Source organism: Liquorilactobacillus mali KCTC 3596 = DSM 20444, from assembly GCF_000260415.1.
Lineage (GTDB): Bacteria > Bacillota > Bacilli > Lactobacillales > Lactobacillaceae > Liquorilactobacillus > Liquorilactobacillus mali.
The window spans coordinates 41942-63582 of the sequence record NZ_BACP01000020.1 but is presented as its reverse complement, the minus strand read 5'-3'; the positions used below and the strand labels follow the sequence as shown (position 1 = coordinate 63582).

18 protein-coding genes and 2 pseudogenes are annotated in these 21641 nt (G+C 31.7%); 5 read left to right on the top strand and 15 right to left on the bottom strand.

Annotated elements, in window-relative coordinates; all coding sequences use genetic code 11:
• Nucleotides 1-95: 95 nt before the first annotated feature.
• Nucleotides 96-1334: a glycosyltransferase-like membrane protein gene (locus tag GSM_RS03085; protein ID WP_003689562.1), complete on the bottom strand. Its 1239-nt coding sequence runs from the start codon at nucleotides 1332-1334 to the stop codon at nucleotides 96-98.
• Between the two features lie 435 nt (nucleotides 1335-1769).
• Nucleotides 1770-2375, bottom strand: coding sequence for a VanZ family protein (locus GSM_RS03075; protein WP_003689564.1), 606 nt, complete (start codon nucleotides 2373-2375; stop codon nucleotides 1770-1772).
• 267 nt (nucleotides 2376-2642) lie between these two features.
• Here GSM_RS03075 and GSM_RS03070 point away from each other — a divergent pair, with 267 nt between their 5' ends.
• Entirely contained in the window at nucleotides 2643-3599 is a 957-nt protein-coding gene (locus GSM_RS03070) for a D-2-hydroxyacid dehydrogenase (protein ID WP_003689565.1), read from the top strand.
• Nucleotides 3600-3705: 106 nt separating this feature from the next.
• Here the strand turns inward: GSM_RS03070 and GSM_RS03065 are convergent, their stop codons facing one another.
• Both GSM_RS03065 and GSM_RS03060 read right to left on the bottom strand, forming a co-directional pair.
• A complete protein-coding gene (locus GSM_RS03065) occupies nucleotides 3706-3909 on the bottom strand; it encodes a hypothetical protein (protein WP_003689566.1) in 204 nt (67 codons plus the stop codon).
• Between the two features lie 36 nt (nucleotides 3910-3945).
• The gene (locus tag GSM_RS03060) at nucleotides 3946-4515 is read right to left on the bottom strand and encodes a TetR/AcrR family transcriptional regulator (protein WP_003689568.1); all 570 of its coding nucleotides are present in this window, start codon (nucleotides 4513-4515) and stop codon (nucleotides 3946-3948) included.
• 160 nt (nucleotides 4516-4675) lie between these two features.
• On the opposite strand from GSM_RS03060, the gene GSM_RS03055 reads away from it, so the two are divergent.
• The gene (locus GSM_RS03055) at nucleotides 4676-6517 is read left to right on the top strand and encodes an MFS transporter (RefSeq protein WP_003689570.1); all 1842 of its coding nucleotides are present in this window, start codon (nucleotides 4676-4678) and stop codon (nucleotides 6515-6517) included.
• Between the two features lie 355 nt (nucleotides 6518-6872).
• Here the strand turns inward: GSM_RS03055 and GSM_RS03050 are convergent, their stop codons facing one another.
• The 3 genes from GSM_RS03050 to GSM_RS03040 form a co-directional block, all read right to left on the bottom strand.
• The gene (locus tag GSM_RS03050; protein ID WP_003689571.1) at nucleotides 6873-7355 is read right to left on the bottom strand and encodes a tetratricopeptide repeat protein; all 483 of its coding nucleotides are present in this window, start codon (nucleotides 7353-7355) and stop codon (nucleotides 6873-6875) included.
• 40 nt (nucleotides 7356-7395) lie between these two features.
• Entirely contained in the window at nucleotides 7396-7854 is a 459-nt protein-coding gene (locus tag GSM_RS03045) for a GNAT family N-acetyltransferase (protein WP_003689572.1), read from the bottom strand.
• A 199-nt stretch (nucleotides 7855-8053) separates the two neighbouring features.
• On the bottom strand, nucleotides 8054-8650 hold the full coding sequence (locus GSM_RS03040; protein WP_003689573.1) for an NAD(P)H-dependent oxidoreductase: 597 nt from the start codon (nucleotides 8648-8650) through the stop codon (nucleotides 8054-8056).
• A gap of 95 nt (nucleotides 8651-8745) precedes the next feature.
• Between GSM_RS03040 and GSM_RS03035 the strand changes: the two genes are divergently transcribed.
• Nucleotides 8746-9222, top strand: coding sequence for a MarR family winged helix-turn-helix transcriptional regulator (locus GSM_RS03035; protein ID WP_003689574.1), 477 nt, complete (start codon nucleotides 8746-8748; stop codon nucleotides 9220-9222).
• A 27-nt stretch (nucleotides 9223-9249) separates the two neighbouring features.
• On the opposite strand, the gene GSM_RS03030 is transcribed toward GSM_RS03035, so the two are convergent.
• The 5 genes from GSM_RS03030 to GSM_RS03010 form a co-directional block, all read right to left on the bottom strand.
• A complete protein-coding gene (locus GSM_RS03030; RefSeq protein ID WP_003689575.1) occupies nucleotides 9250-10053 on the bottom strand; it encodes an alpha/beta fold hydrolase in 804 nt (267 codons plus the stop codon).
• Between the two features lie 148 nt (nucleotides 10054-10201).
• On the bottom strand, nucleotides 10202-10972 hold the full coding sequence (locus GSM_RS03025; RefSeq protein WP_003689576.1) for a DUF4111 domain-containing protein: 771 nt from the start codon (nucleotides 10970-10972) through the stop codon (nucleotides 10202-10204).
• A gap of 70 nt (nucleotides 10973-11042) precedes the next feature.
• Nucleotides 11043-11513 (bottom strand): DUF8821 family protein, encoded by a 471-nt coding sequence (locus tag GSM_RS03020; RefSeq protein ID WP_003689577.1) that lies wholly within the window; start codon nucleotides 11511-11513, stop codon nucleotides 11043-11045.
• Nucleotides 11514-11552: 39 nt separating this feature from the next.
• Nucleotides 11553-12284: an alpha/beta hydrolase gene (locus GSM_RS13910; RefSeq protein WP_010077791.1), complete on the bottom strand. Its 732-nt coding sequence runs from the start codon at nucleotides 12282-12284 to the stop codon at nucleotides 11553-11555.
• A gap of 108 nt (nucleotides 12285-12392) precedes the next feature.
• Nucleotides 12393-13718 carry a PTS transporter subunit EIIC gene (locus tag GSM_RS03010; RefSeq protein WP_235720334.1) on the bottom strand — a complete coding sequence of 442 codons (1326 nt, stop codon included), beginning with the start codon at nucleotides 13716-13718 and terminating at the stop codon, nucleotides 12393-12395.
• An 803-nt stretch (nucleotides 13719-14521) separates the two neighbouring features.
• Between GSM_RS03010 and GSM_RS13905 the strand changes: the two are divergent.
• Nucleotides 14522-17076: pseudogene (locus tag GSM_RS13905) on the top strand (YfhO family protein).
• 432 nt (nucleotides 17077-17508) lie between these two features.
• Here the strand turns inward: GSM_RS13905 and GSM_RS13900 are convergent.
• Nucleotides 17509-18503: pseudogene (locus GSM_RS13900) on the bottom strand (glycosyltransferase family 2 protein).
• 626 nt (nucleotides 18504-19129) lie between these two features.
• On the opposite strand from GSM_RS13900, the gene GSM_RS02980 reads away from it, so the two are divergent.
• Entirely contained in the window at nucleotides 19130-20305 is a 1176-nt protein-coding gene (locus GSM_RS02980) for a hypothetical protein (RefSeq protein WP_003689585.1), read from the top strand.
• 172 nt (nucleotides 20306-20477) lie between these two features.
• On the opposite strand, the gene GSM_RS02975 is transcribed toward GSM_RS02980, so the two are convergent.
• Together GSM_RS02975 and GSM_RS02970 are read right to left on the bottom strand one after the other, a co-directional pair.
• Complete coding sequence (locus tag GSM_RS02975; protein ID WP_003689586.1) at nucleotides 20478-21134, bottom strand: DUF998 domain-containing protein; 657 nt, start codon at nucleotides 21132-21134, stop codon at nucleotides 20478-20480.
• A gap of 92 nt (nucleotides 21135-21226) precedes the next feature.
• Nucleotides 21227-21634, bottom strand: a complete 408-nt coding sequence (locus GSM_RS02970) for a DUF3021 domain-containing protein (RefSeq protein ID WP_003689587.1) — start codon at nucleotides 21632-21634, stop codon at nucleotides 21227-21229.
• Nucleotides 21635-21641: the final 7 nt, after the last annotated feature.

The following is a 21641-nucleotide window of genomic DNA, read 5'->3' as shown; positions in this document are numbered from 1 at the left end:
CATTGCTTGTATATAATTTCGTGTTAACATTCACATTTCTAACTAATGTCTGGCTCTGCTAGTCTGTGCACACATTTTATTGATTACTTTTAAAGCTATTTTTTGACTGTATAAAATATTCTCTTGAATTTTGTAATTCCATCAAAGCTTATCAATGTTAGCAGTACCACAAACATGGGAAGAAACTGTATCATATATCTGCTTCTTCCTCCCTCGAAAAGAAGTAAAAAGATAAATCCGCCAATAATTCCAAGTCTTAATGTATTCTCCAACAATCCCCTATTTTCAAACCCTAAAAGCAAGATGCCTAAAGCTATGACCCACAATATCTGTGCAAAAAATCTAAAATCAGATAAATACTTGCCGTCGGCATACAAATATTGTTTAAAAACATTTGTATGAACTTTTGAACTTGCGACTAAAAAATTTCCTTCCTGTAACCAGCCAAAGGTTCCGTTGGCAGTATTGTATCCCTGTTTGGATATCAAAAATTTGATGTATCCCAAAGGACCTCTTTTTTCTAAAGTTTGTTTTATTTGCTTGATAGAATATTCTTTCTTTTGTTGCGGACTTTTTAACTTGTACATCATTTTTACTGACTCTAAATTATAACCACCTTTTTGTCCGCTCATTCCGATACTAATAAAATGTATAGGTGGCATATTATCTTGCTTACTAATTTTGATATACTTTTGTGTAGAGACAAAAGTACCTATCATAACATACGAACTTATGAGCATCAGCAAAAAACAGGACCCAGTCAGTACTTCTCTTTTACTTATTTTTCTTAATCTTATTATTGCCATGATTACAATAGCTATCACTGGGATAATGGCTGATGGCTTTATAAAATAAACAAAGCTTGTTACAAGTCCAAGTAATGTACTGCACAAGATTGTAAATATTACTTTTTTAGACTTAATAATACATACAAAAAACAGTAACTCTAGTGATACAAAAGGTAGAATAAATGTGTCTGAGTAAGGAACAAGAATCATTGGAAAGAAAAATAATGAAATTGCTTGGATCCAAATTACTCTCGCAATGTAGACTTTATTATATATGAATACCAAAAGAACATTTATTAAAACTGAAGAATCTACCAAAATGACATTTAGTAGATCCAACTTGAACCAATAATTTTTTATGCCAACCACACTAAGATATCCATGCTGAATTAATAACATCAATATATTATTCTGGTAGCGGCTAAAATAAGCTGATTCTGCGTTTAAACTTTTTGAAATTAATGCATGATGAAAGACCCACAAATCAAATCCTATTGCTGGATGAGTTTTATAGACAGCATATAGCTGGAGTGAAAAAGCAAGCAATAAGCTTATAATACCAAAAAATAGAGAATTTTTTTTAGAAAATTGTTCAGTGTATTAATACGAAATAAAAAAAACATAGCCAAAATTAATGTTGGTAGAATAAAAATTCTTGCAGTTGTATTGCTTATCAGTAGATTATCTGACCTTATAGCTCCTATGAAAGTCAACCCCAACATGCAACTGAATAAAATTGCTATAAAATAGTCAATTTTTTCTCTAATAAAAGACAAAATGATATCCCCCTAAATACATTTGTAATAATTATAGTTTTTTATTACATCAAAACTGTTAATCAACTAGTATACTATAACATCTTATCTATGATTTGTGTAAACCGACTATTGAAATCAAATTTATGATATAAAAAGCAGAAATTTCGCAGCTTTTTTATTAACTGCAAAGTTTCTGCTTTTTAAATATGAATTTACATTAATTTTATGCTTCTGTGACAACTTTTCTTCGACTGACAAGACTTGGAACCATTTTTCGCAAGGCAAGGAAAATAAGAAATCCTATCACCCCGCCTAATGTGTTTTGTAATAAATCATTGATGTCAAATAGTCTATGCTCTAAGTAAACATAGGACAATAACAATTGTGAACTTTCTATGGTTAATGAAGTCAAAAATGAAATGACAAGCATTTTTTTGAAAGTCGCCTTATCTTCCCAGAGAAGTGAGATAAATATCGTTAATGGAATAAGCATCACCATATTTCCAACAATTGTATATTGTGAAGCAGATGTATATATTGTCTTGTACATCTCAAGTGGATGCCATTCAATGCTATCAAAGTATCCAAATCCATTGACTGAACGAATGAGCCCGACATAAGTTTGAGGTTTATATATGTTAATACTGATAGTTAGTTGAGCAACACAAATTAAATAGAGTAAGAATGAGCCTTTCAAAATATTACGCTTATTTAGCTTAGGAAATGAGGTGTGTGACCAGTAAGTAAAAGCACACAATAGAAGAACAAAACCTAATTTAAATGGAGTAATTGTCATAACGGGCAAGTAAAATTGATTATCAATTAGCATAAATTTCACCTTCCTCAATTATTTATTATCTCCATCATACTAATAATCGATGAACAAAGTGTTTTAAAAAGATGAAGCATAATTATTTTTTATCATAAAATATTCTAAAGCATATTATTTTTTCTTTTAAAAATGATTGCACTTAAACATTTTCTTTAAGAATTCTCGCAATTGCACAAAGAGTTCATCTCAATTCTTTTGTGAATATATTTATGCTAGAATACAATAGAAATTAACTTTCAACTAAAGAGATTGGAGCGATGATACATGAAGATTATTGTATTAGATGGATACGCACTTAATAGTGATTTAGATTGGGACTTGTTGAAGCAAGTAGGTGATTGCACTTTATATGACAGAACAGGCAATGATGATGAAGAAATAATAAAGAAAATTGGGTCAGCTTCTATCGTCTTAACACACAAAACACCGATCGATGCAGCTGTCATAGAAAAAGCAAGTAATCTAAAATATATTGGCGTAATGGGTACTGGATATGATGTTATAGACATGAGTGCCGCCAATTCCAAAAACATTGTTGTTACTAATGTCCCAACATATGGAACAGATGCAGTTGCACAATATACTTTTGCACTATTGCTTGAAATTACTAGCCAAGTAGGTATCCATAATCAATTAGTACATAATAATGAATGGTCACACAGCTCAGATTTTACCTTTTGGGCAAAGCCTCTGATCGAACTTAAAGGTAAGACATTAGGCCTTATTGGTTTTGGCAAGATTGCGCAAAAGGTTGCAGAGATTGCCCATTCATTTTCTATGAATATAATTTTTTACAATCATCGCCCTAAAGACATCTCACAAAATTGGATTAAGCAAGTCGGTTTTAACGAATTATTGGAAAAATCGGATATTATAAGTTTACATGTTATCCAAACAACAGAAACTATTAATTTGATAAGCAAAGCTGAAATTCACAAAATGAAAACAGGCGCTATCTTAATTAATACTGCCCGTGGAAAACTTATTAACGAAGCTGATCTTGCTGATGCACTTAATAATGGGAAAATACTTGCTGCAGGGTTAGACGTTGTCAGTTCTGAACCAATAAAAAATAATAATCCATTACTTCAAGCAAAAAACTGTTTTATTACTCCACATATTGCATGGGCACCAAAAGAAACACGTTCGAGACTACTGGATATCTCAATTAATAATTTAAAATCATTTCTTGCTGGAACTGTTAAAAATCAAGTAATTTGATATAAAAAGTTGGGGTTGGGTCAAAAGTTAGATTTTGGCCTGACTCCTCTATTTATTTCATATAAATGTATTCCATCTTATCACACACTTTTTAGCAACTATAAACTTAGTCTTCGTTTAATCCCCCATTATCTGATTCTTCGTTAGCAATATTTTGCAGTTTCATAAAAATACCTGCTTTTCTATTATTTATCCAATCATAAGTTCTAATGAATCCCAGATCCTCAAAATTGAAAGACAGACTATTTATTAGTTCCACATATCTAAAAGAATCTTCAATGGAAAGTTTTTTACTGTCATTTTTACTCATCAATTCTATTTTCTCCATTAATTTTTAGTTTCTTTTCTAATTGATACTGTTTGCTAATTGATGGATTGCATCTATCATTATTTTCTTAATTTCTGCTGGGGATTCTGGCTCGTCTTGCTCCAACCATACTCGCAGAATATTAGTAAATCCACCTAATTGAAATGACATTACATATGCCACCTGCTTAGCGCTACCCTTCACATGCCATGGTGCAGCGAATGCATTATATCTTGGAATTGCCTTTTTTTGCCAGATTTCATTCATGTGGTCAAAAAGCCCTTGGTCAATCAATAATCTAATAAGATCTCTTTGTTCCCACCAGAAATTTAAAAATATGTCTAATGTGTTATCCAACATTGTAGCTCCTGGTTGGGGAACCTGTTTGATCAATCGTTGAAAATATGCATCGAATAATTTATCGCAGAAATAATTAATTAATGCTTCTTTATTTTTAAAAGAGTGATAGAAGGTTTTTCTTGATAACTCTGCCTGTTGTGCTATTTCAGTGATTGAAATATCTTGAAAATTTTCAGACTTCATTAACTCAATCAATGCTTCACTCAACCACTGCTTTGATTGTTCAACCATTCTTTCCTTACCATTCATAACATTTACCTCCATCAAGATAGATAGGTTACAGACATGCTCAATTTGTTTCACTTGTGCAAATTCCATTGTTTTAGACCCTTTTTAATTATAATATTAATTACATCAATGGTAACATTTGTAACCTAATAGGTCAATTGTTACCCAAAGGAGGAGAAAAATGTCACGAGTTGTAAAAATAGTAAGCTTTGCAGGTTTAACAATCGCAATGTTCATGGGAACATTAGATAGTACCATTGTAAATATTGCTTTGCCCAAAATCATGGCTCACTTCAATACAGAAATTACCAATGTTAGCTGGGTATCAACTATCTATACACTATCACTAGCTGTATTTATGATTACTGGATCAAAAATCGCCGATCGTTATGGTCGAAAAAAAATAATGCTGTTTGGTTTAGCAATATTCGGTGTTTTTTCTGCAGCGTGTATGCTATCAAATTCATTATTAGAATTAATTGTTTTTCGCTTTTTCCAAGGTATTGGTGGTGCAATTATTACACCGATTGTTTTACCAATGGGAATCGAAATTTTTGGGGAAAAAAATACATCCAAGCTTGCTAGTATAGTTGGTGCTGTGACTGCTTTGGCAGCAGCAGGTGGGCCACCAATTGGTGGCATAATCCTTGAATATGCTTCTTGGCGAGAAGTTTTTGGACTTAATGTACCACTAACAGTTATCGCTTTTATTATTATTTCAATTTGGATAAATGAATCATATGACGAAACATTAGATGGAAAAATTGATATTTTGGGAACTATTCTTTTAACCCTCGGTTTAAGTGGTATAACTTTTGGTATGCTGGAAGGAAGACAGTACGGTTGGAACTCTAGCATGATTTTAAGTTGTATTATCGGGGGTATCTTAGCACTTATTATCTTCATTGCTGTAGAACGCAAAATAAAAAATCCACTGTTGGAGCTAGACTTATTCCAAGAAAAAACGTTGACTGCTTCCAGTTTGGTTTATTTTATAACAGGCTTTGCCCTGATTTGTCCAATGCTAATTTTTAATTATTTTTTGCAAGATGTATTAAATTATTCTGCATTAACCTCGGCTTTAATAATCATGCCCATTTCATTGACCATCATGGTATCAATGCCTTTAGGGACTAAGTTATTTGAAAAAATAGGAGCAATTCCAGTTACGTTATCAGGTCTAATTATTATGGCGGCCAGTCTATATTTATTATCATTTATTAATGTCAATACTCCTAAAGAAATAATGGTTATCTTTGTAATTATAAATGGCATTGGTTTTGGTTTTTCTTGTGTATCTCTAGTTGCTTCCGTAAAACATTTACCCCAAAATAAAAATGGAATTGGTTCCGGTATTGTAAATGCTGCACGTCAAATTGGAACTTGTTTAGGAGTTGCACTTCTTGTAACAGTTTTAGACGGCAATGTAACATCTGCTAAAAATAATATTAGGAAAAATTCAATTCAGATTATTAAGAAGGAACCGCTCTCAACAAAGGTCAAAGCAACTGCACATACTGAACTGAACAAATTATTTTCTACTACCGATTCCTCAACAATTTCTACCAAGAACAAACAGAAACATTTACAAAGAGAGCTTACCCGTGCTGCTAAAGCTACAAAGAATCTACCTACTCCTAAACATAATTCTGGGTATGGAAAAATATATCAGGCTGAATTAAAAATCAACCAAGCAACAATGATGGCTACAAAAAAATCGGCTACAGTAACCAATGAACTAAATCTTATTAGTAAAAAGAATTCTTTACTTGCACCTTTAGTTTCAAACTCTCTGAAAATTAATAAAGGAACAGAAGAAATATCGCAAAGCCAGCAAAAAGTCCTAACTGTAATAAAATTGCTAGCACAAAAAGAAGCCCTGACCAAAGCACTTACTCGTATAAAAAACGAGAAAAATCAGCACATTAGTAGCGCCTTTAGTCATACTTATATTTTGGGTTCCTTGATTGTCTTGCTTCTGTCCCCAATTGCATTATGGACAGATCGAAAAAGTAAAGAATAGACATTCCAATAATTGTTTTTATCTGGGGCTGGGTCAAAAGTTAGATTTTGACCCAGCTCTTTATTTATTCCGAATAAACGTGTTCCATAAGTCAAGATTTTTTGTCTAACCTCGAATTACTCATAGCAAATTTTACCGACTTATGTCACGCTCCCCCATAAAAATGCTGTTGCTCTAGCATTATAACTACCACATATCAAATCAGAACTTGTTTAGACGTGGTCATTTAGAAAAGAACTCATAGGTGCATCTAGTTAAAAAATGGCAATACCTAAATTATGATTTCAGTTATTAGCAAGAACATCGTGCTGAACTAAAAATTAATATCTTACTAGATTAATTCATTTAGTCCTCTCTACCAAACTTTATCTAATTTATCAGAATAAAATAAAATTGCTTTTTTAAAACTCTGAATATCTGTATCATTTGAAGTTGCAGACAATACCTGTAATAAAATTTCCATCGAAATATCATGTCTCCCTAAATTGAAAAGCGTCATAGAATAAAATACTTTTAACGCGTTGTTTTGCGGAAACTGATGAATAGCTTTTTCAAATACAACTTTGGATTTGTTATAATTTCCGAGCGTTCTATAGGTACTACCCATTCCTAAATAAGCATCCTCCAAATATTCTTCATCAAGTCCTAGTTCTATTGCCTTTTCATAAAATAGAATTGCTTTATCTTCCTCACCCAAAATATCAAAACTCCAGGCAACTTGATAGTTCAAAAATGAATCGAAAGGTTTCACCTTACACAGTTCAAGCAATAGTTGGTTTGATTCCTTCCATTGGTTATTTTTTCTTAAGTTTAATGCCTTTTCAATATCTTTATTCATAGAGTTATCCCCCTACCTGAATGTCTCTTATATCATTTTTTTACAAATCACGGCTCATGGTAATATCAGTTGGAATAAAACCAAGTTTATGATAAACATGAATTGCACGTTCATTACTACCAAAAACATGTAAACCAATCTTCTTAAAACCTAGTTTTCTTGCTTCTATAAAAATCAGCCCCATTGCTTGTGTACCAAATCCTTTATTTTGAAATTCAGACTCAACTGCAAAGTCATAGATAAAAGAATCCTCTGGATTTACTTTACTTTTTGCCAGCCATAGGTATCCAATATTGTTCTGGTCAACTTTAAAAATATAGAAATAATTTCCTTCTGTCTCTAGTCCATCAGGAAGTAACTGTCTATATTCTTCTTCAGCTAATTCCATTGCTTCTTCAGCGCGCCATGTTCCTGCATCCACTTTTTCAGAAGCGTATTCTTTAATAGTTCCAACAATATACTTTTCAAAGCCCCTTAGATCCATTTTTTTTAATTCCATAAAATTTCCTCCGTTGTATTCAAATATAACTTATCTAAAAGCATATTATTGGTATGTATATCTGCATTAATCAATTAACGCTCTAAATATTATAACTTATGAAATATGCTTATACATAATTAATAAACAAGCTAGATTAAAATGCAACTTTTAATCTAGCTCATGATTTTTATTCTTTTTTAAGTACTAACTATTCGTGCTACAAGATATACTTACCAACCTTTTTGAGTGTCCAAAGTCTTTTTCTCTCTGTTTGATCTTCAGCATTAAAATAAGTAATTTTAAAATCCTTTAATCCTAGTTTACCAAACACTCCTCGCTTTAACATATTACCTAATGGATTTCGATAATGTAATCTATAAATAATGTTTGGTGTACCGATTACTGCTAAAACTCTGATTTTAGTTTTCAAATTTAGAATTTGTCGTTGTCCAGCTATTTTCTTTACTTGTCCTTTGCAAAATACTTTATCGATGAATCCCTTTAACATTGCAGGCATAACCTCCCACCAAACAGGAAAAATAAAGATTATTTCATCTGCTTTTTTTAGTCGAAGTAAATAGTTTTGGCTTTGCTCATCAACATATTCTTTAGTTCGCCAATTGGTTAACCCTTCTTTAGTAATAACTGGGTCATATTTATCTGCCTGAAGATCAATAACATCAACTGTATGATTCTGAGCCTTCAAAGTATCAATGACGTTCACAGCAAGTGCCGCACAATAAGATCTCTTGTGGGGAACATTTTTACTTGATTCTAAAGTATATGGATGGTCGAGTACTATGGATACATGCATATAGAATTCCTTCTTTACATTTTTATATTCCATGGAATATAATGTATAATAACAGTTAAACAATAGACTGTCAATTTATATTCGGAGGAATATATATGCCAAAATTAAACCCACTATTACAACAAATTGATAAAGAATTACATCGTTATCTCGCTTTTGACAATACGAAAAGAATTCAAGAGCATCTGTTAAAGTATGCTGAAGAAACAGTAAGTGACATTGTACCTAATATTTCTGTGACGGATTTAGACATTATTAATCATATTGCAAGTCATTCTGAAATCAGAATTAAAGAATTAGTAGCTACAGTTTATTTCCCTCAAGGAACTGTTTCAAAAATAGTTAATCGTTTAGTAAAGAAGAATCTGCTTAAAAAGTATCATCGTAGTGATAATAAAAAAGACGTATATTTAAAACTAACCGCCAATGGTCAAATTATAGCGAAGCTACATAAAAAATATCATGAAAAAGAAAATCAAAAATTAAATGAGTTGGGAGCCAATTTTAGTGATACAGATTTGCAAAAACTGGCCGAAATGCTCAGAAAAATCAATGAACTACGAGAAAACTAGAATATAGTTCTATAAGACCCAAAATATTTAGACAAAGAAGTATTTAATACAACTATCAAATATTTCTGATTGATCAACGGGCAAATTATGTCCAGCATTTTCCAAAATTAACAAATTGCATTTTCCAAATTTCTTAACCAACTTTGCCTGTTCTTTGAAACCAACAATATGATCATGTTTTCCCAACAGAAGAAAAACAGGAATATCAGTACTCCAATTTTTAAGCTCCATTTCATTTTGAAATTGATAATGATCAAAATTGTCAGACTGCAGTCTTTCAATAAAATTAAAATCACAGTTTTCAAGTCCAGGAATAATCTCTTCTGTGTACTTCTGCCATGAAATTTTATCAATAACTACATTCATCCCAATAAAATCTTCTGTGTATTTACTACTTGGAATTTTAAAATCGTTTATGCGGATGTTACTATGTGCTTCAACAATTCTTTTATTTGAATTTGCTGTCACAACTGGACATGTCAGAAACAATCCCTTTACGCGGTTAGAATGATTATATGCTATCCCCAAGCTCAAATATCCCCCATAAGAATGTCCACATAGATAGAAAGTATTAATTTTAATTGAATCAAGAAACTTTATAATTAATTCCATCAAATAGTCACTAGACGGCTGTGGTGCAAAAAAAGATTGACTCTCTCCCATCCCAGGAAGATCAATGTAAATTCGTTGATACTTTTTGCCGATAAAGGCAGGTTCGTACTGAAATTTCATAGAATTAAGATCTAAACACAGACCATGAATAAAAACAATTGGTTCACCAGTTCCAATTATTTCATAATGAATCAAAATATCATCAACTAGTTGTTGCATAAAATACCTCCGTTTTTTTATTACTGTTATTAAACATAATAAAAAGTATACTATATATATTGTGTATCTTTTCTAATTATATTGAATTACTATTTTTGAAATGATTTGTTTGATAAGCAAATGAAATTCATATTTTTTAATTATGATTCTAATCATTAATTTTATTCAACATATACTCTGCAAATTCAATCAAGGATGAATTGCTATACTTTTTTTCATATTGCCCTATTACACTGGAAGAATATTCATTTAACGCACTTTTAATAATTTCACTGTATTTTTGAGGAATATTTATGATCCCCCACCGCCCACCTGAAAGTTTAGAGGTTATCAACTTCTCCTTCTTATAAGCAAATGCGCGACAAAGGTTTAATATGGTATACATAGGTTGTTCTATAATTGTGGATTTTGCATCTGAAACATCATATAAAATGCTGTTCCAATAAGATGAACTTGGAATCGAACAAAATACTTTTTTAATTGGCATACCAACTAAAACTTGTCCGGCCCTTACGGTAATCATAAAGTGAGCTGTTAAATCCGGATCCAATCCATGCATTGTCTTTATATAATTTGTTGGATTATTTACATATTTCTGATAATGCTGCTTGGAGAAATGTAATTCAAAAGGTACAGGTTCGTTAAAAGTTATTGTATTTTTTAATAAAACAATATGAAATTCCAATCCTTTTGCTGGGGCAAATGGCCATAAACTTTCGACGGTATATTCCATAATCCTTTTTTTCGTAATTAAAGAAAGAGACTGGTAGACAACAACCAGATAATCCAAATCACTAACTGATTCATTAAAAGAATCAAGAACAAATGAACCATGGATATATATACCGACCAAATTATTTTTTAATATTCTTTTGTAGCCATTTTTAAGTGATGTAAATAATTTTTCTTCCATATACATATGCTCACCCATCTGTTAATAGAATAGAATATATTGACACTTTCTAACTTTTTATCGCGTTTAATTACACTTACAACCATTCTTTTTTCAGTTTAAAATAACTTCCGCGAATTGAGCCGGCTAATTTTGAACGTTGATGTGCAAAATTGAATTTACCTCGTAATTCACTTGGAATCTCCATATCCTCACACAACTTTAACCCAACTGCCCTTTTGGGTTTGTCCCTATTTTTCTCATAAAGAACATTGATAATCATTCCATTTTGATAAATGAAGTCAGGCCAATATATATCGTCGTCTTCATAGATTGCAACTTCCAAAATAGGTGATTTAAATTCTAAATTTCGTTCTTCTTTTAGAATTTTATTTAACCAATTAATTTCTTTTGTTCTTTCACTTGCAGAGTATGTGATATATTCAAATTTGTATTTATTCCAAAAATAGCGTGCCTCATTAGCACGAAGTCCAGCCAATGATGCTGCTACAGGAGAACTTTCTAAACCAGTTAATTCAATATTTTTAAAATCGACTTTATATTCCATCTTTTCCCCTCCTATAGTAGACCTATACAGTAAATCACGTTATTTGCCTTGTGTTTGTCCCATTCCTCTATGGAAATTTTCCCTTAAAATATATTGCCCAATTAGTGATACGATTTGCTTATTTTGTGGTAAATCAGAATGTGCAGTATTTGCTCCGGTTACAGTGATTTCAGTGAAATTCTTAATTTCATCTTGAAAAATATATTTAGCAAAGTTCACGCTATTGTACGGGACAGTGCCATCGCTATTATAATTTTCGGTTCCTGCAATTGAATACATAACCAAAGACTCCGGTAATCCTTCACGATAAGCATACAATTCTTTAAACATTGCCGTTTTATGAGTAGTACTCTTTTCTTCCATGTTATATGGACTCGCGATTGTCATCAACTTATCAACTCTAACTGAAGGTGTTTTCTTGAGGTACTTTTCAAGGAATAAGGTCAGTATCAATCCGCCATTAGAATGACCAAGTGCAGAAAAATGATTGAAGTGATAAGTTTGCACCAATTGTTTGAAAGCAGTGCTCAGCCAAACCGCCTGCTTATCAATGTTACTTTTACCATCTTTATTATTTTCAAAACTAACAACTATAAAAGGTTGATTATCGTTTCGACGAATTGTACCAGTAGTAGATATTTTACCATTTTTTTGGACAACGAGCTTCAACACACTATGAGTCTGCGGAGCCTCATGTCCTAATTCTGTGATTAAACTATCAAAACGATTTTTGGTTGCACTTGATCCTGGAACCATTATGATTGGCGCCATTTGTGTCTTCCCAGAATTTCTTAACCTTGCAATGTTGCTATGATTCCAATTATATGCCGGAATACATATTGCTAATAATACAAGTACAGCAAGACCACCAAAAAAAACTTAGTTTTCATTAGATGCCCCTTCCTCACGTATATCTTCAAAATAATCATGTAATAAAACAAATGGCAGATAAAGTACAACCGCAATTATAAGATTTAGAATGCTAAACAAGAGTGCCTGCCATGCTCCTCCTGTACCAAGCCATCCAGCCAAAAAACCAGGAGTTGTTTCACTAACTGGATATACTGAAGGTGGCATAAAGTTAAATTTTAATGCGATCCATGTAATCAAAACACTAACTACAGGTGTACATAAAAAAGGAACAATCAATAAAGGATTATACAATAATGCAGCTCCCATCAAAAGTGACTGATTAATATTGAAAGCACTAGGCAGAAAACTCGCTTTACCGATTATTCGTAGATCCTTATTGTGTGAACGCCAGATTATTGCTATCACAAGTGATAGCGCCATTCCGGGACCGCCAATATTTGCGAAACTATCAATTAGAGTGTGAATCGATATCTGATTTGGTGCGCCCCAAGAAGAACCATGCTGAATTGCATATTCCAAATTTTGAACCATATTACTAGAATTAACGTTATTAAAATCAAAAAAACTAATTAGCCCCAATAACCAAAGACAATTATTTAGAGCTACTGCTAAAATTGCAGAGCCTAAAATCCAATTATCTCCTATAAACGAAAACTGGATGGGACTAGATGATAAACCGGCAGTCCCGTTCTTAAATAGTGAGCTTGCAATACAACCAAGAAATGCAAAAAGAATTAAAGTTGTCAGGACTGGCATAATTGATTTTTGTGTTCGTCTTGCTAGTGAAACATTTTGTTTGAAAGATTTATTTTTTTGTTCATTCATCGGTGTAAATCGATTGAATATCCATCCTGTTGTTAACCCAACAATTATTGCAATAAAAACCCCACTGTAACCTAAACTACCCTCCAAAAAATGATTAGTTTCATAGTGTCCCACATGTCCAAAAACACTTCTATTAAAATTCATCATCATAAATGAAAAGGCAGCAGTTATGCCCGCAACCAACTCACTCTCAGAGGACTTTCGCACTGCGATTTTAGCTACTAAGAATGTTAATGCAACTGAAATCACACCATTTGTACTAAAATTCAATATAGTGAAGTATCTAGAAAATATTTTAAATCCTGGAATCCACTGATCAATATGGTAGATATTATTTAAAAATCCATGTCTATGAAAAATTGCATTACTCAGTAGTTCAACGTATATACCTACTAAAATAAATGGAAACAAAATTGTAACAGCCTCACGTACTGTTAGCAGATAATTTCGGTGTTCTACGCTACTATCGATTTTAAATAAAAAGTTAGTGAGACGTTTATTCATCATATACCCTCTTTACTGATTTATTTAAGTATCAACACTAGTAATTATAACGCTAGAACCTGTTACGGCGAAAAATTAGGTCAAAAGCTATCTTTTGATTTCCCTCTTGTGTTTGATAGTGTGTAAAAATGTTCCATATATTAAATGTACCTGTATTTAATTGATAGTAAAAATCAATAATTGCTCTCATCAAAATAGAAGCAGGTGGTAAACCAGTAAAAGTTTCATTGAGGATTCTGTTACATAACTACCTTTTTTTGCTGATTGCTCTAAGTGAATTCGTTGCAGTACCCAATAGTCGAATCATGAAAAAATAATAGCATTTGCTTTAATAGAAAAATATATTTTAAATTTTGCCAAGCACATTATTCCTTTTTCTAGCGATGAAACTATGGGCTTTGTTCTTTAAAACTATAAACCTGTGATTTATAATTTTCCTGAGTAGTCTATCTTTATTGGTTCCATCATTTTATAAAGAAATCTGCATTTAATTTTTTAGTCGCTCTTATATCAATAAATATTGATGCCTTATTCTTGATTTTTATTTTATTTAGAATAATTCTTATTAAATATGAGATATCACTGCTCATAAAGTTTATAATGAAATAACTTACGATATTTTTTCTGACATGATAATATTTTGTGTAATATACAGAAAATATTACTCTCCGATAGATTTATCATAATATTTTTTATTAACATGCATTAATGTTTTCAAAATTTGTGGTTATTAACTTGAGCATTTACATTTTGCTCCAACATGATAAACTTTATAAGGATTATTACAATATAGGAGCCGAATACATATGCGAAATAAAACGCTACACCTCATTTTACAAAGTTTATTTTTAGGTATTGCTGGAATGATAGTAATATTTTGTTTTTTTATTTTTTTGGGAATTGCACCATTTGGAAATAGAAGTTTAGTTGTAGCAGATGCAAACATACAATATTTAGATTTTTTTTCATATTTAAAGGATATATTTTCAGGGAAAAATAGCCTCAACTATTCATTTAGTAATTCTCTAGGTGGTAGCAGCATCATTTTGCTTAGTTACTACCTTTCGTCACCAGTCAATCTATTAGTAGTCTTTTTCAGTAAAAGTTCATTAAATAGTTTTTATGATTTAGCCGTTGCAATAAAACTGGCACTTTCAATAGCAACTTTTAGCTATTACTTAAGAGTTCGTTTCAAAAATAAACTAAGAACAATTTTTATTATTCTTCTTTCTCTTTGTTATGGGTTCATGCAGTATAACATCGCACAAAGCAACAACATCATGTGGCTCGATGGGGTCTATATGTTACCACTTATTTTACTAGGTGTTTGGCAAGTATCTCGGGGAAAATCCTCTTGTATTCTTGCTATCTCATTAGGCTTATCATTAATTTTCAACTGGTATACAGGAATCATCAACGGACTTTTTTCCTGTTTCTGGTTATTATTTGAAATTGCACTTTCTCCAGAGAACACACCCGTTAAGCATCAATTAAGATCCTTTGCTAAAAAAATTGGTATCTTTGTTATTTGGTCATTTCTTGGTTTGATGCTAAGTGCATGTCTTCTTTTACCAACAATTTATGCTCTTAAAAATGGTGCACGCGGAGCCTTTGATTGGAGCTTACTAAAAAATGCATTTAATGGTAGTTTCCTAACGACTATTGAAAAATATTCAATTGGAACTTCAAGTACTATAGATGGAGTTGCACTTTATTGTGGCAGTCTACCTATCGTGGCAGTCTTTGCATCTATTTTATCTCACAAAGTTACTATACGAAAAAAAATAGTAATACTAACAATGACTACTATTGTACTAGCTATTATTTATTGGCTTCCATTCTCACTGTTGTTCTCCCTCATGAAACAAGTCGATAGTTACTGGTATCGATATAGTTATGTAGCAAGCTTCTTCTTAATATTTGTGGCCGCTGAATATTTCTCAAATCTTCATTTTGATAAAGAAGACCTTATGGATATTATTAAGGGGTGTTTTTCATTTGCAGCAATAATAATATTGCTTTACCAATTCAAGAACTACATAACCATTAATCAATTGAAAGCAACTTTAATAACGGTTATAATAACAACATTTTTACTTTTACTTAGTATTTCTTTGAAGAACTCAAAATTAAAAAAACTAGTAACAGTTGGACTAATCTTCTCTGTTATTTTTGAACTTGGTTTAAATGCAAAACAATTATGGTTAATTTCCACAAACCCAGATATTTCATACTATAAGGGCTATGTTTCTCACCAACAAAAACAAATCGATGCATTAAAAAAATATGATTCATCAAACTATCGAATTTTGCAAACATCTAGTCGACAAAAAACAAAAGATAATTTAACAGCAAACTATAATGAGGCATTAGCATTTAATTACTGGTCTCCGGCTGGTTATGTATCGAATATGAATCCTAAACAGCTTGAGCTACTCAGCTTACTGGGACATAGAACTGAGCAAGAGCGTATGAGTATCGTTAACTCTCCAGTCCTCGCTTCGGATTCGTTGCTCGGTGTAAAGTATATCCTTTCTGATTATAAAATTAATGGATTGCATAAAGTCCGATCAATAAAAAAAGTAAATGGTAAGACAGTTTACAAAAATCCTTACTATCTTCCCATGGCATTTACTAACCCTATGAACATAGCTGCTAATCTAAATACTTGGAATACGTTTGAATATACTAACAGTTTCTATACCGAACTAGCTGGAAAAAAACTTGATCTTTATGAACCCGTACGATATACAACTCGTACAAATCCTAACGGTACAATTAGTTATACTTTAAATTCTAAAAATAAAAAAAGTTTGCAGCTTTATGGCAATATAATTTGGAGTCAGTCCAATAATGGCAATCAGATAAATGTCAATAACGTTTATTCTACTGGTTATGCTAAATGGCTTTCACCTTCACTTTTTTATATTCCTACTGGAAATGGACAACAACAGGTGACGATTAATACAAATATTCAGCAAAGTGCTATTAAGACACAGCAGTTTTATAGTCTAAATCTCCAAAAACTAAAAAAATTACAAGAGAAATACAGCAAAAATCGCAAAAACTATCCTTTAAAAATGGTAATATCAGGGGTGCTATATATTCTAAAGAAAATACTTACCTTTATTCTACAATCTCCGTAGAACGTGGTTGGACAGTTAAAGTAAATGGTAAAGTCATTCATCCTCAAGTCTTTGCTGGTACTTTTATGAAATTACCTATTAAGGCAGGAAATAATAAAATCTCCATGACTTACAAAACTCCATATCTAGGATTGGGGATAATTGTATCCATTTTATCAATAATACTAATAATTATATATTTAATAGTCATTAAAAAATACATCAATAAACTTTGATTATTATATCTAGGTACCAAGTAAAAAGTTACATTTTGCTTTAAACCTTTATCAATGTATCCCAACAGTTATTCCAGTTAAAACTAGGATAAGTGTTGGCCTCTAACAAAAATTTCATTCAGAAATTTATAGTGAACGTTTTGACATTGTAATCGAGTAGACATAAAGTATGTAAAAAAGATTGTGGTAAGAAACATCATGCCACAATCTTTTTTACATAGCCATTTATTTCTTCAAGTTAACTACTCGCACCTAAAACTGCGTACAACAGAGTGGGAATTGCTCATAACCAAAAAGCATACATAAACGGCTAAATACTATGAGCTATATTTTTTATTTGATACCAAGCATTATCACCACTGGAAATCATTCCTTTAGTTAACAAGGAATGTTGTTTGTATATAAGTGGAATCCTCTGGTTATAACAAAAAACTATAAATCTCCTTTAATTATCTTCTGTAAACTTTTTGAATAATCATCTTGCTCAATGGTATATCGTGGACGCATTTTTACCTCTTTAAATATCTTCCCGATATATTCCCCAATCACGCTAAGACAGATCAATTGAATGCCACCGATTACCCAGATTGAAGCCATTAATGAAGTCCAGCCGATTTCAACATTACCCTCAATTTTACGTACAATTGAATAAATAAAACGATGCCCACTACAGCAATAAATAGTCCTAAATTTGTAATTAATCTGATTGGAACTGTTGAAAATGAAGTAATTCCGTCAAAAGCAAATTTAATCATTTTTTTCAAAGGATACTTTGATTCCCCTGCAAAACGCTTTTTTTCGAGCATAATAAACTTTGGCAGACTGGTATCCTATTAGTGGAACCATACCTCTCAAAAAAGATTACGCTCCTTAAAATCAAGCAGAGATTCTACGGCTCTTTGACTAAGTAAACGATAATCTGCAGAATTAGGCACCAAACTGACACCTAATTTACCCATCATATTATAAAATGCCATTGCAGTTTGTCGCTTAAAAAAAGTATCTGTTTTACGACTATTTCTCACTCCATATACAACTTCATTACCCTCATAATACTTGTCAACCATTTCATAGATAGCGTTTATATCATCCTGTAAATCAGCATCAATCGTAATTATCATCTGAGAATATTTTACAGCTATTGTCATACCTGCCAGTAAAGCATTCTGATGTCCAAAATTCCTACTAAATTTTATCCCTGTTACATACTCAAAATCTTTTTCAAACTTTTTTATTAATCCCCACGTCTCATCCCTACTCCCATCATCGACAAAAAGTAATTTACTTTGTGCCGCAATTTTACCTTCATCAACAAGTTTTTTTAGAATTTCCCCAAGTCTTTTAACTGTTTCCGGTAAAACTTCTTGTTCATTGTAGCAAGGAACAACAATGGTTAGAAGTTGATCGCTATACACGCTCATATTCATCCACCAATCCATAATATATATATTAATTTTTCTTTATAATATCAATGAAAATTATTATAACGCATTCTCAATTAAATACCCCCCAAAGTATTGATACGACTCTCATTGTCTATGCTACGAATAAATACCTTTTAACAATAACTATAACATCAAGATATTTCAACTCTTATTTTTAATTATCGCACAAAAATGTTATATGAGCATTGACTCAATTGTATTCTTTTCAAAACGATAAGTTCAATATGCAGAATGTAACATAAATATATGCGTAAAAAAATTAATACAGAATTTAATTTTTAAAATTATCTCGAAAGATAAAATTTTTTATCATTATGGCTTTTTTGCTATATAATAATCAAGGTTAATAATAGCATATGACTTAACAAAAATTGTTAGATAATTAAGCAAGTATCTTAGCCTAAATCCCAGTATGTTTATGCTGGTCATTAGAATTATCAGACCTATTTATTTTGGATTCAATCTGACTAACTCTAGTCTTAAAATTGCCCACAAATTTTTTTAATGACTATACTGTAGTCAATTTAATATCGAAAAAATGAAAGTCTTGATAATTTAGAGTACAATAGTAGAGAAGTTGTATTTGTTTTCGAATCGGGGGAGAAACTGTGTCGACTTTTTATCATTTAAAACAACAACGCAGTAGTATATATATAGTTTGTCTAGCACTTTTTTTATTTTTAATGACTATTCAACTTAGTTATTTTGTACCAAAGATAGTAACCATGAATCAGCTTTTTTTCTTTACAAAGATCATAGCATTGGTGGTTGGTTTTAAATTCTTTATATTAGATGATCTAGTATTTAAAAATAAAGCAATTGTTTTTGGACTCCTAATTGTTTTCTATCTAACAACAAAGGTTTCTCATGATTCCAATATTTTTTATTATTCATTTTTTATTATTGGTGCATATGATGTTGACTTTGAAAATATTTTAAGAACTTATCTTGGGGTTGAGTTATTCTGTGTCTTTGTAATAATAGTGTCCTGTGCGTTCAAAATTATTCCGGAACAAATTACTACACGGCTTGATGACAAATATTTTTTACGCCTGTCATTAGGCTTTTTGACACCCACAGATTTTGCTGCTCGCATCTTCTATTTAATGACTGCTTATTACGCATGGCGTAAGCTGCATCTTAAACTATTTGAACACTTGATTAGTTTGGGGTTGATTGGGATTGTTTTTGTACTTACAAATTCTCGACTAGACTTTGCATTAATGTTGCTGCTTTGGTTAATCGGACTAAAAGCCGTTTGGTTTGAACATCTGATTGATGTAATCAAATTCCAAGGATTAGCTGCTTTTGTGTCTCTTTACATCTTTATCAATATTCTATTAGCCTACACATACAATCCACGTTGGCTTTGGTCGCAAATGCTAAATCATTTGTTATCGAACCGTTTATTTTTCGGATTCATTGCATTAAAACAACATGGCATTTCATTGTTTGGCAGACATCTCGTTGAGATTAGTAATGGGGCTATTCAACCACAACCACCTGCAAATTACTTCTATGTTGATTCTTCATACATTCGCCTTTTAGTGATTTCGGGAATTCTTATGTCTGTATTTGTTTTACTACTCATTTTTTACTTGCTGTATAGGCTTTACAGGTTAAACTCTTATTCTCTTCTAGCTTTTTTGTTGCTAGCACTTATTAGTTCAGCTATTGATCAACACCTTGTTGAAGCCTCTTACAATATTGTTTTAACTGCTGCTTTCGCGTATATTAAGGTTGAGGAAAAGCATTCGGAAAAACAACTAAAAATGACAACTTAAGCGAAAAAAGGAGCTGGTTCAAAAGTCATATTTTGAACCAGCTCCGCTATTTATTCCGTATAAAATTGTTTTAATGATTGATTTATCAGCTTCAGGTGGTTATTAACAGAAAAGAACATCCTGCTAAACCAACTAACCTGTTAATGACGTTACTGTCATGATACAGCCCTACTCAAAGCTTCAACTCACGAAAAACCCATATTTTTAGATTTTTGAAACCAGCAAATAATCCTAAAACCAGTAATGGTAAATATAGACCATATAATCCAATTATTTGTAAAGTACTTGCTATCAAGGGACGGGATTCTAAAAATAGGCATAGTACACAAGCTATGATGCTGATGAGCTGAGTGGCAGTGAACATCTTTATAAATTGCAATTGACTATCAAATAGCAGTAGCAAGATGAGTAAACAATTAGCAATAAATAAAGCACCACAACCAACTAATGAACCAATCGCATGCAAGCAACTATGCCAATTGGCAAAATAACTTCCAGAATAATCGAACAATGCTGAAAAAATACAATCACCAATTCCATAAATGACTACAAGTGATACAAACAATTTGGCATATTTTTTACTGATAGGTTTCAAATATTGATAATAAAATGGAGTACCTAAGATAAATAGTATCCCATCAATAAGCTCCCACTTCTCAAAAAGATGTCTAGTTGGCATGCCAGGGGCTCCAAAATCACTCAATAAGGCAACATGCTTCCTGGTAGTAAAAATTCCTAGGATTGCGGGTAGACTTATTTCCCTACAAATAGCAAGGATTATTAGAATTAAACTAAGACTTATATATATTTGAATTGCTTTTTTTATCATCTTTCACACTCATTTTGAATTTGATATCTATCCTTATTCTAACCATTCTCAATAAATGTGTCTAAATTACATTACTTTCCAGCAAGTTGAAACTATTTGCGTTCGCCATTGCGTTCTTGCAGTTTTTGATTAACTCGATTCACATTCTCGGAGATCTCTAACTTCAATATGAACCAAATAACTAAATAGATTCCGACGAAGCTTAAGAAGAAACTGATGAAACCTTGCCAAATAGGCCAATTATTTATCCAAGCCATCAGCACAACTAAGCAAAAGGTACCTAAGAAATGAATAAATAACTCTATCAGATACGGCCACTCAGTTACTTCAAAAATCAAAGATAATACTCCAATTAAGCCGCTAATTACTAACACACTCAAAATACTTAATGTTGTAGCGTTAGGTTCTATCTCAAAAGCAATAAATAAAAGATATATAGTTGCACCAAAACCTACTCCTATTGAAAAAGAAGTTGTTAAGTCTCTAAAGAACTTCAGCATTCCAATC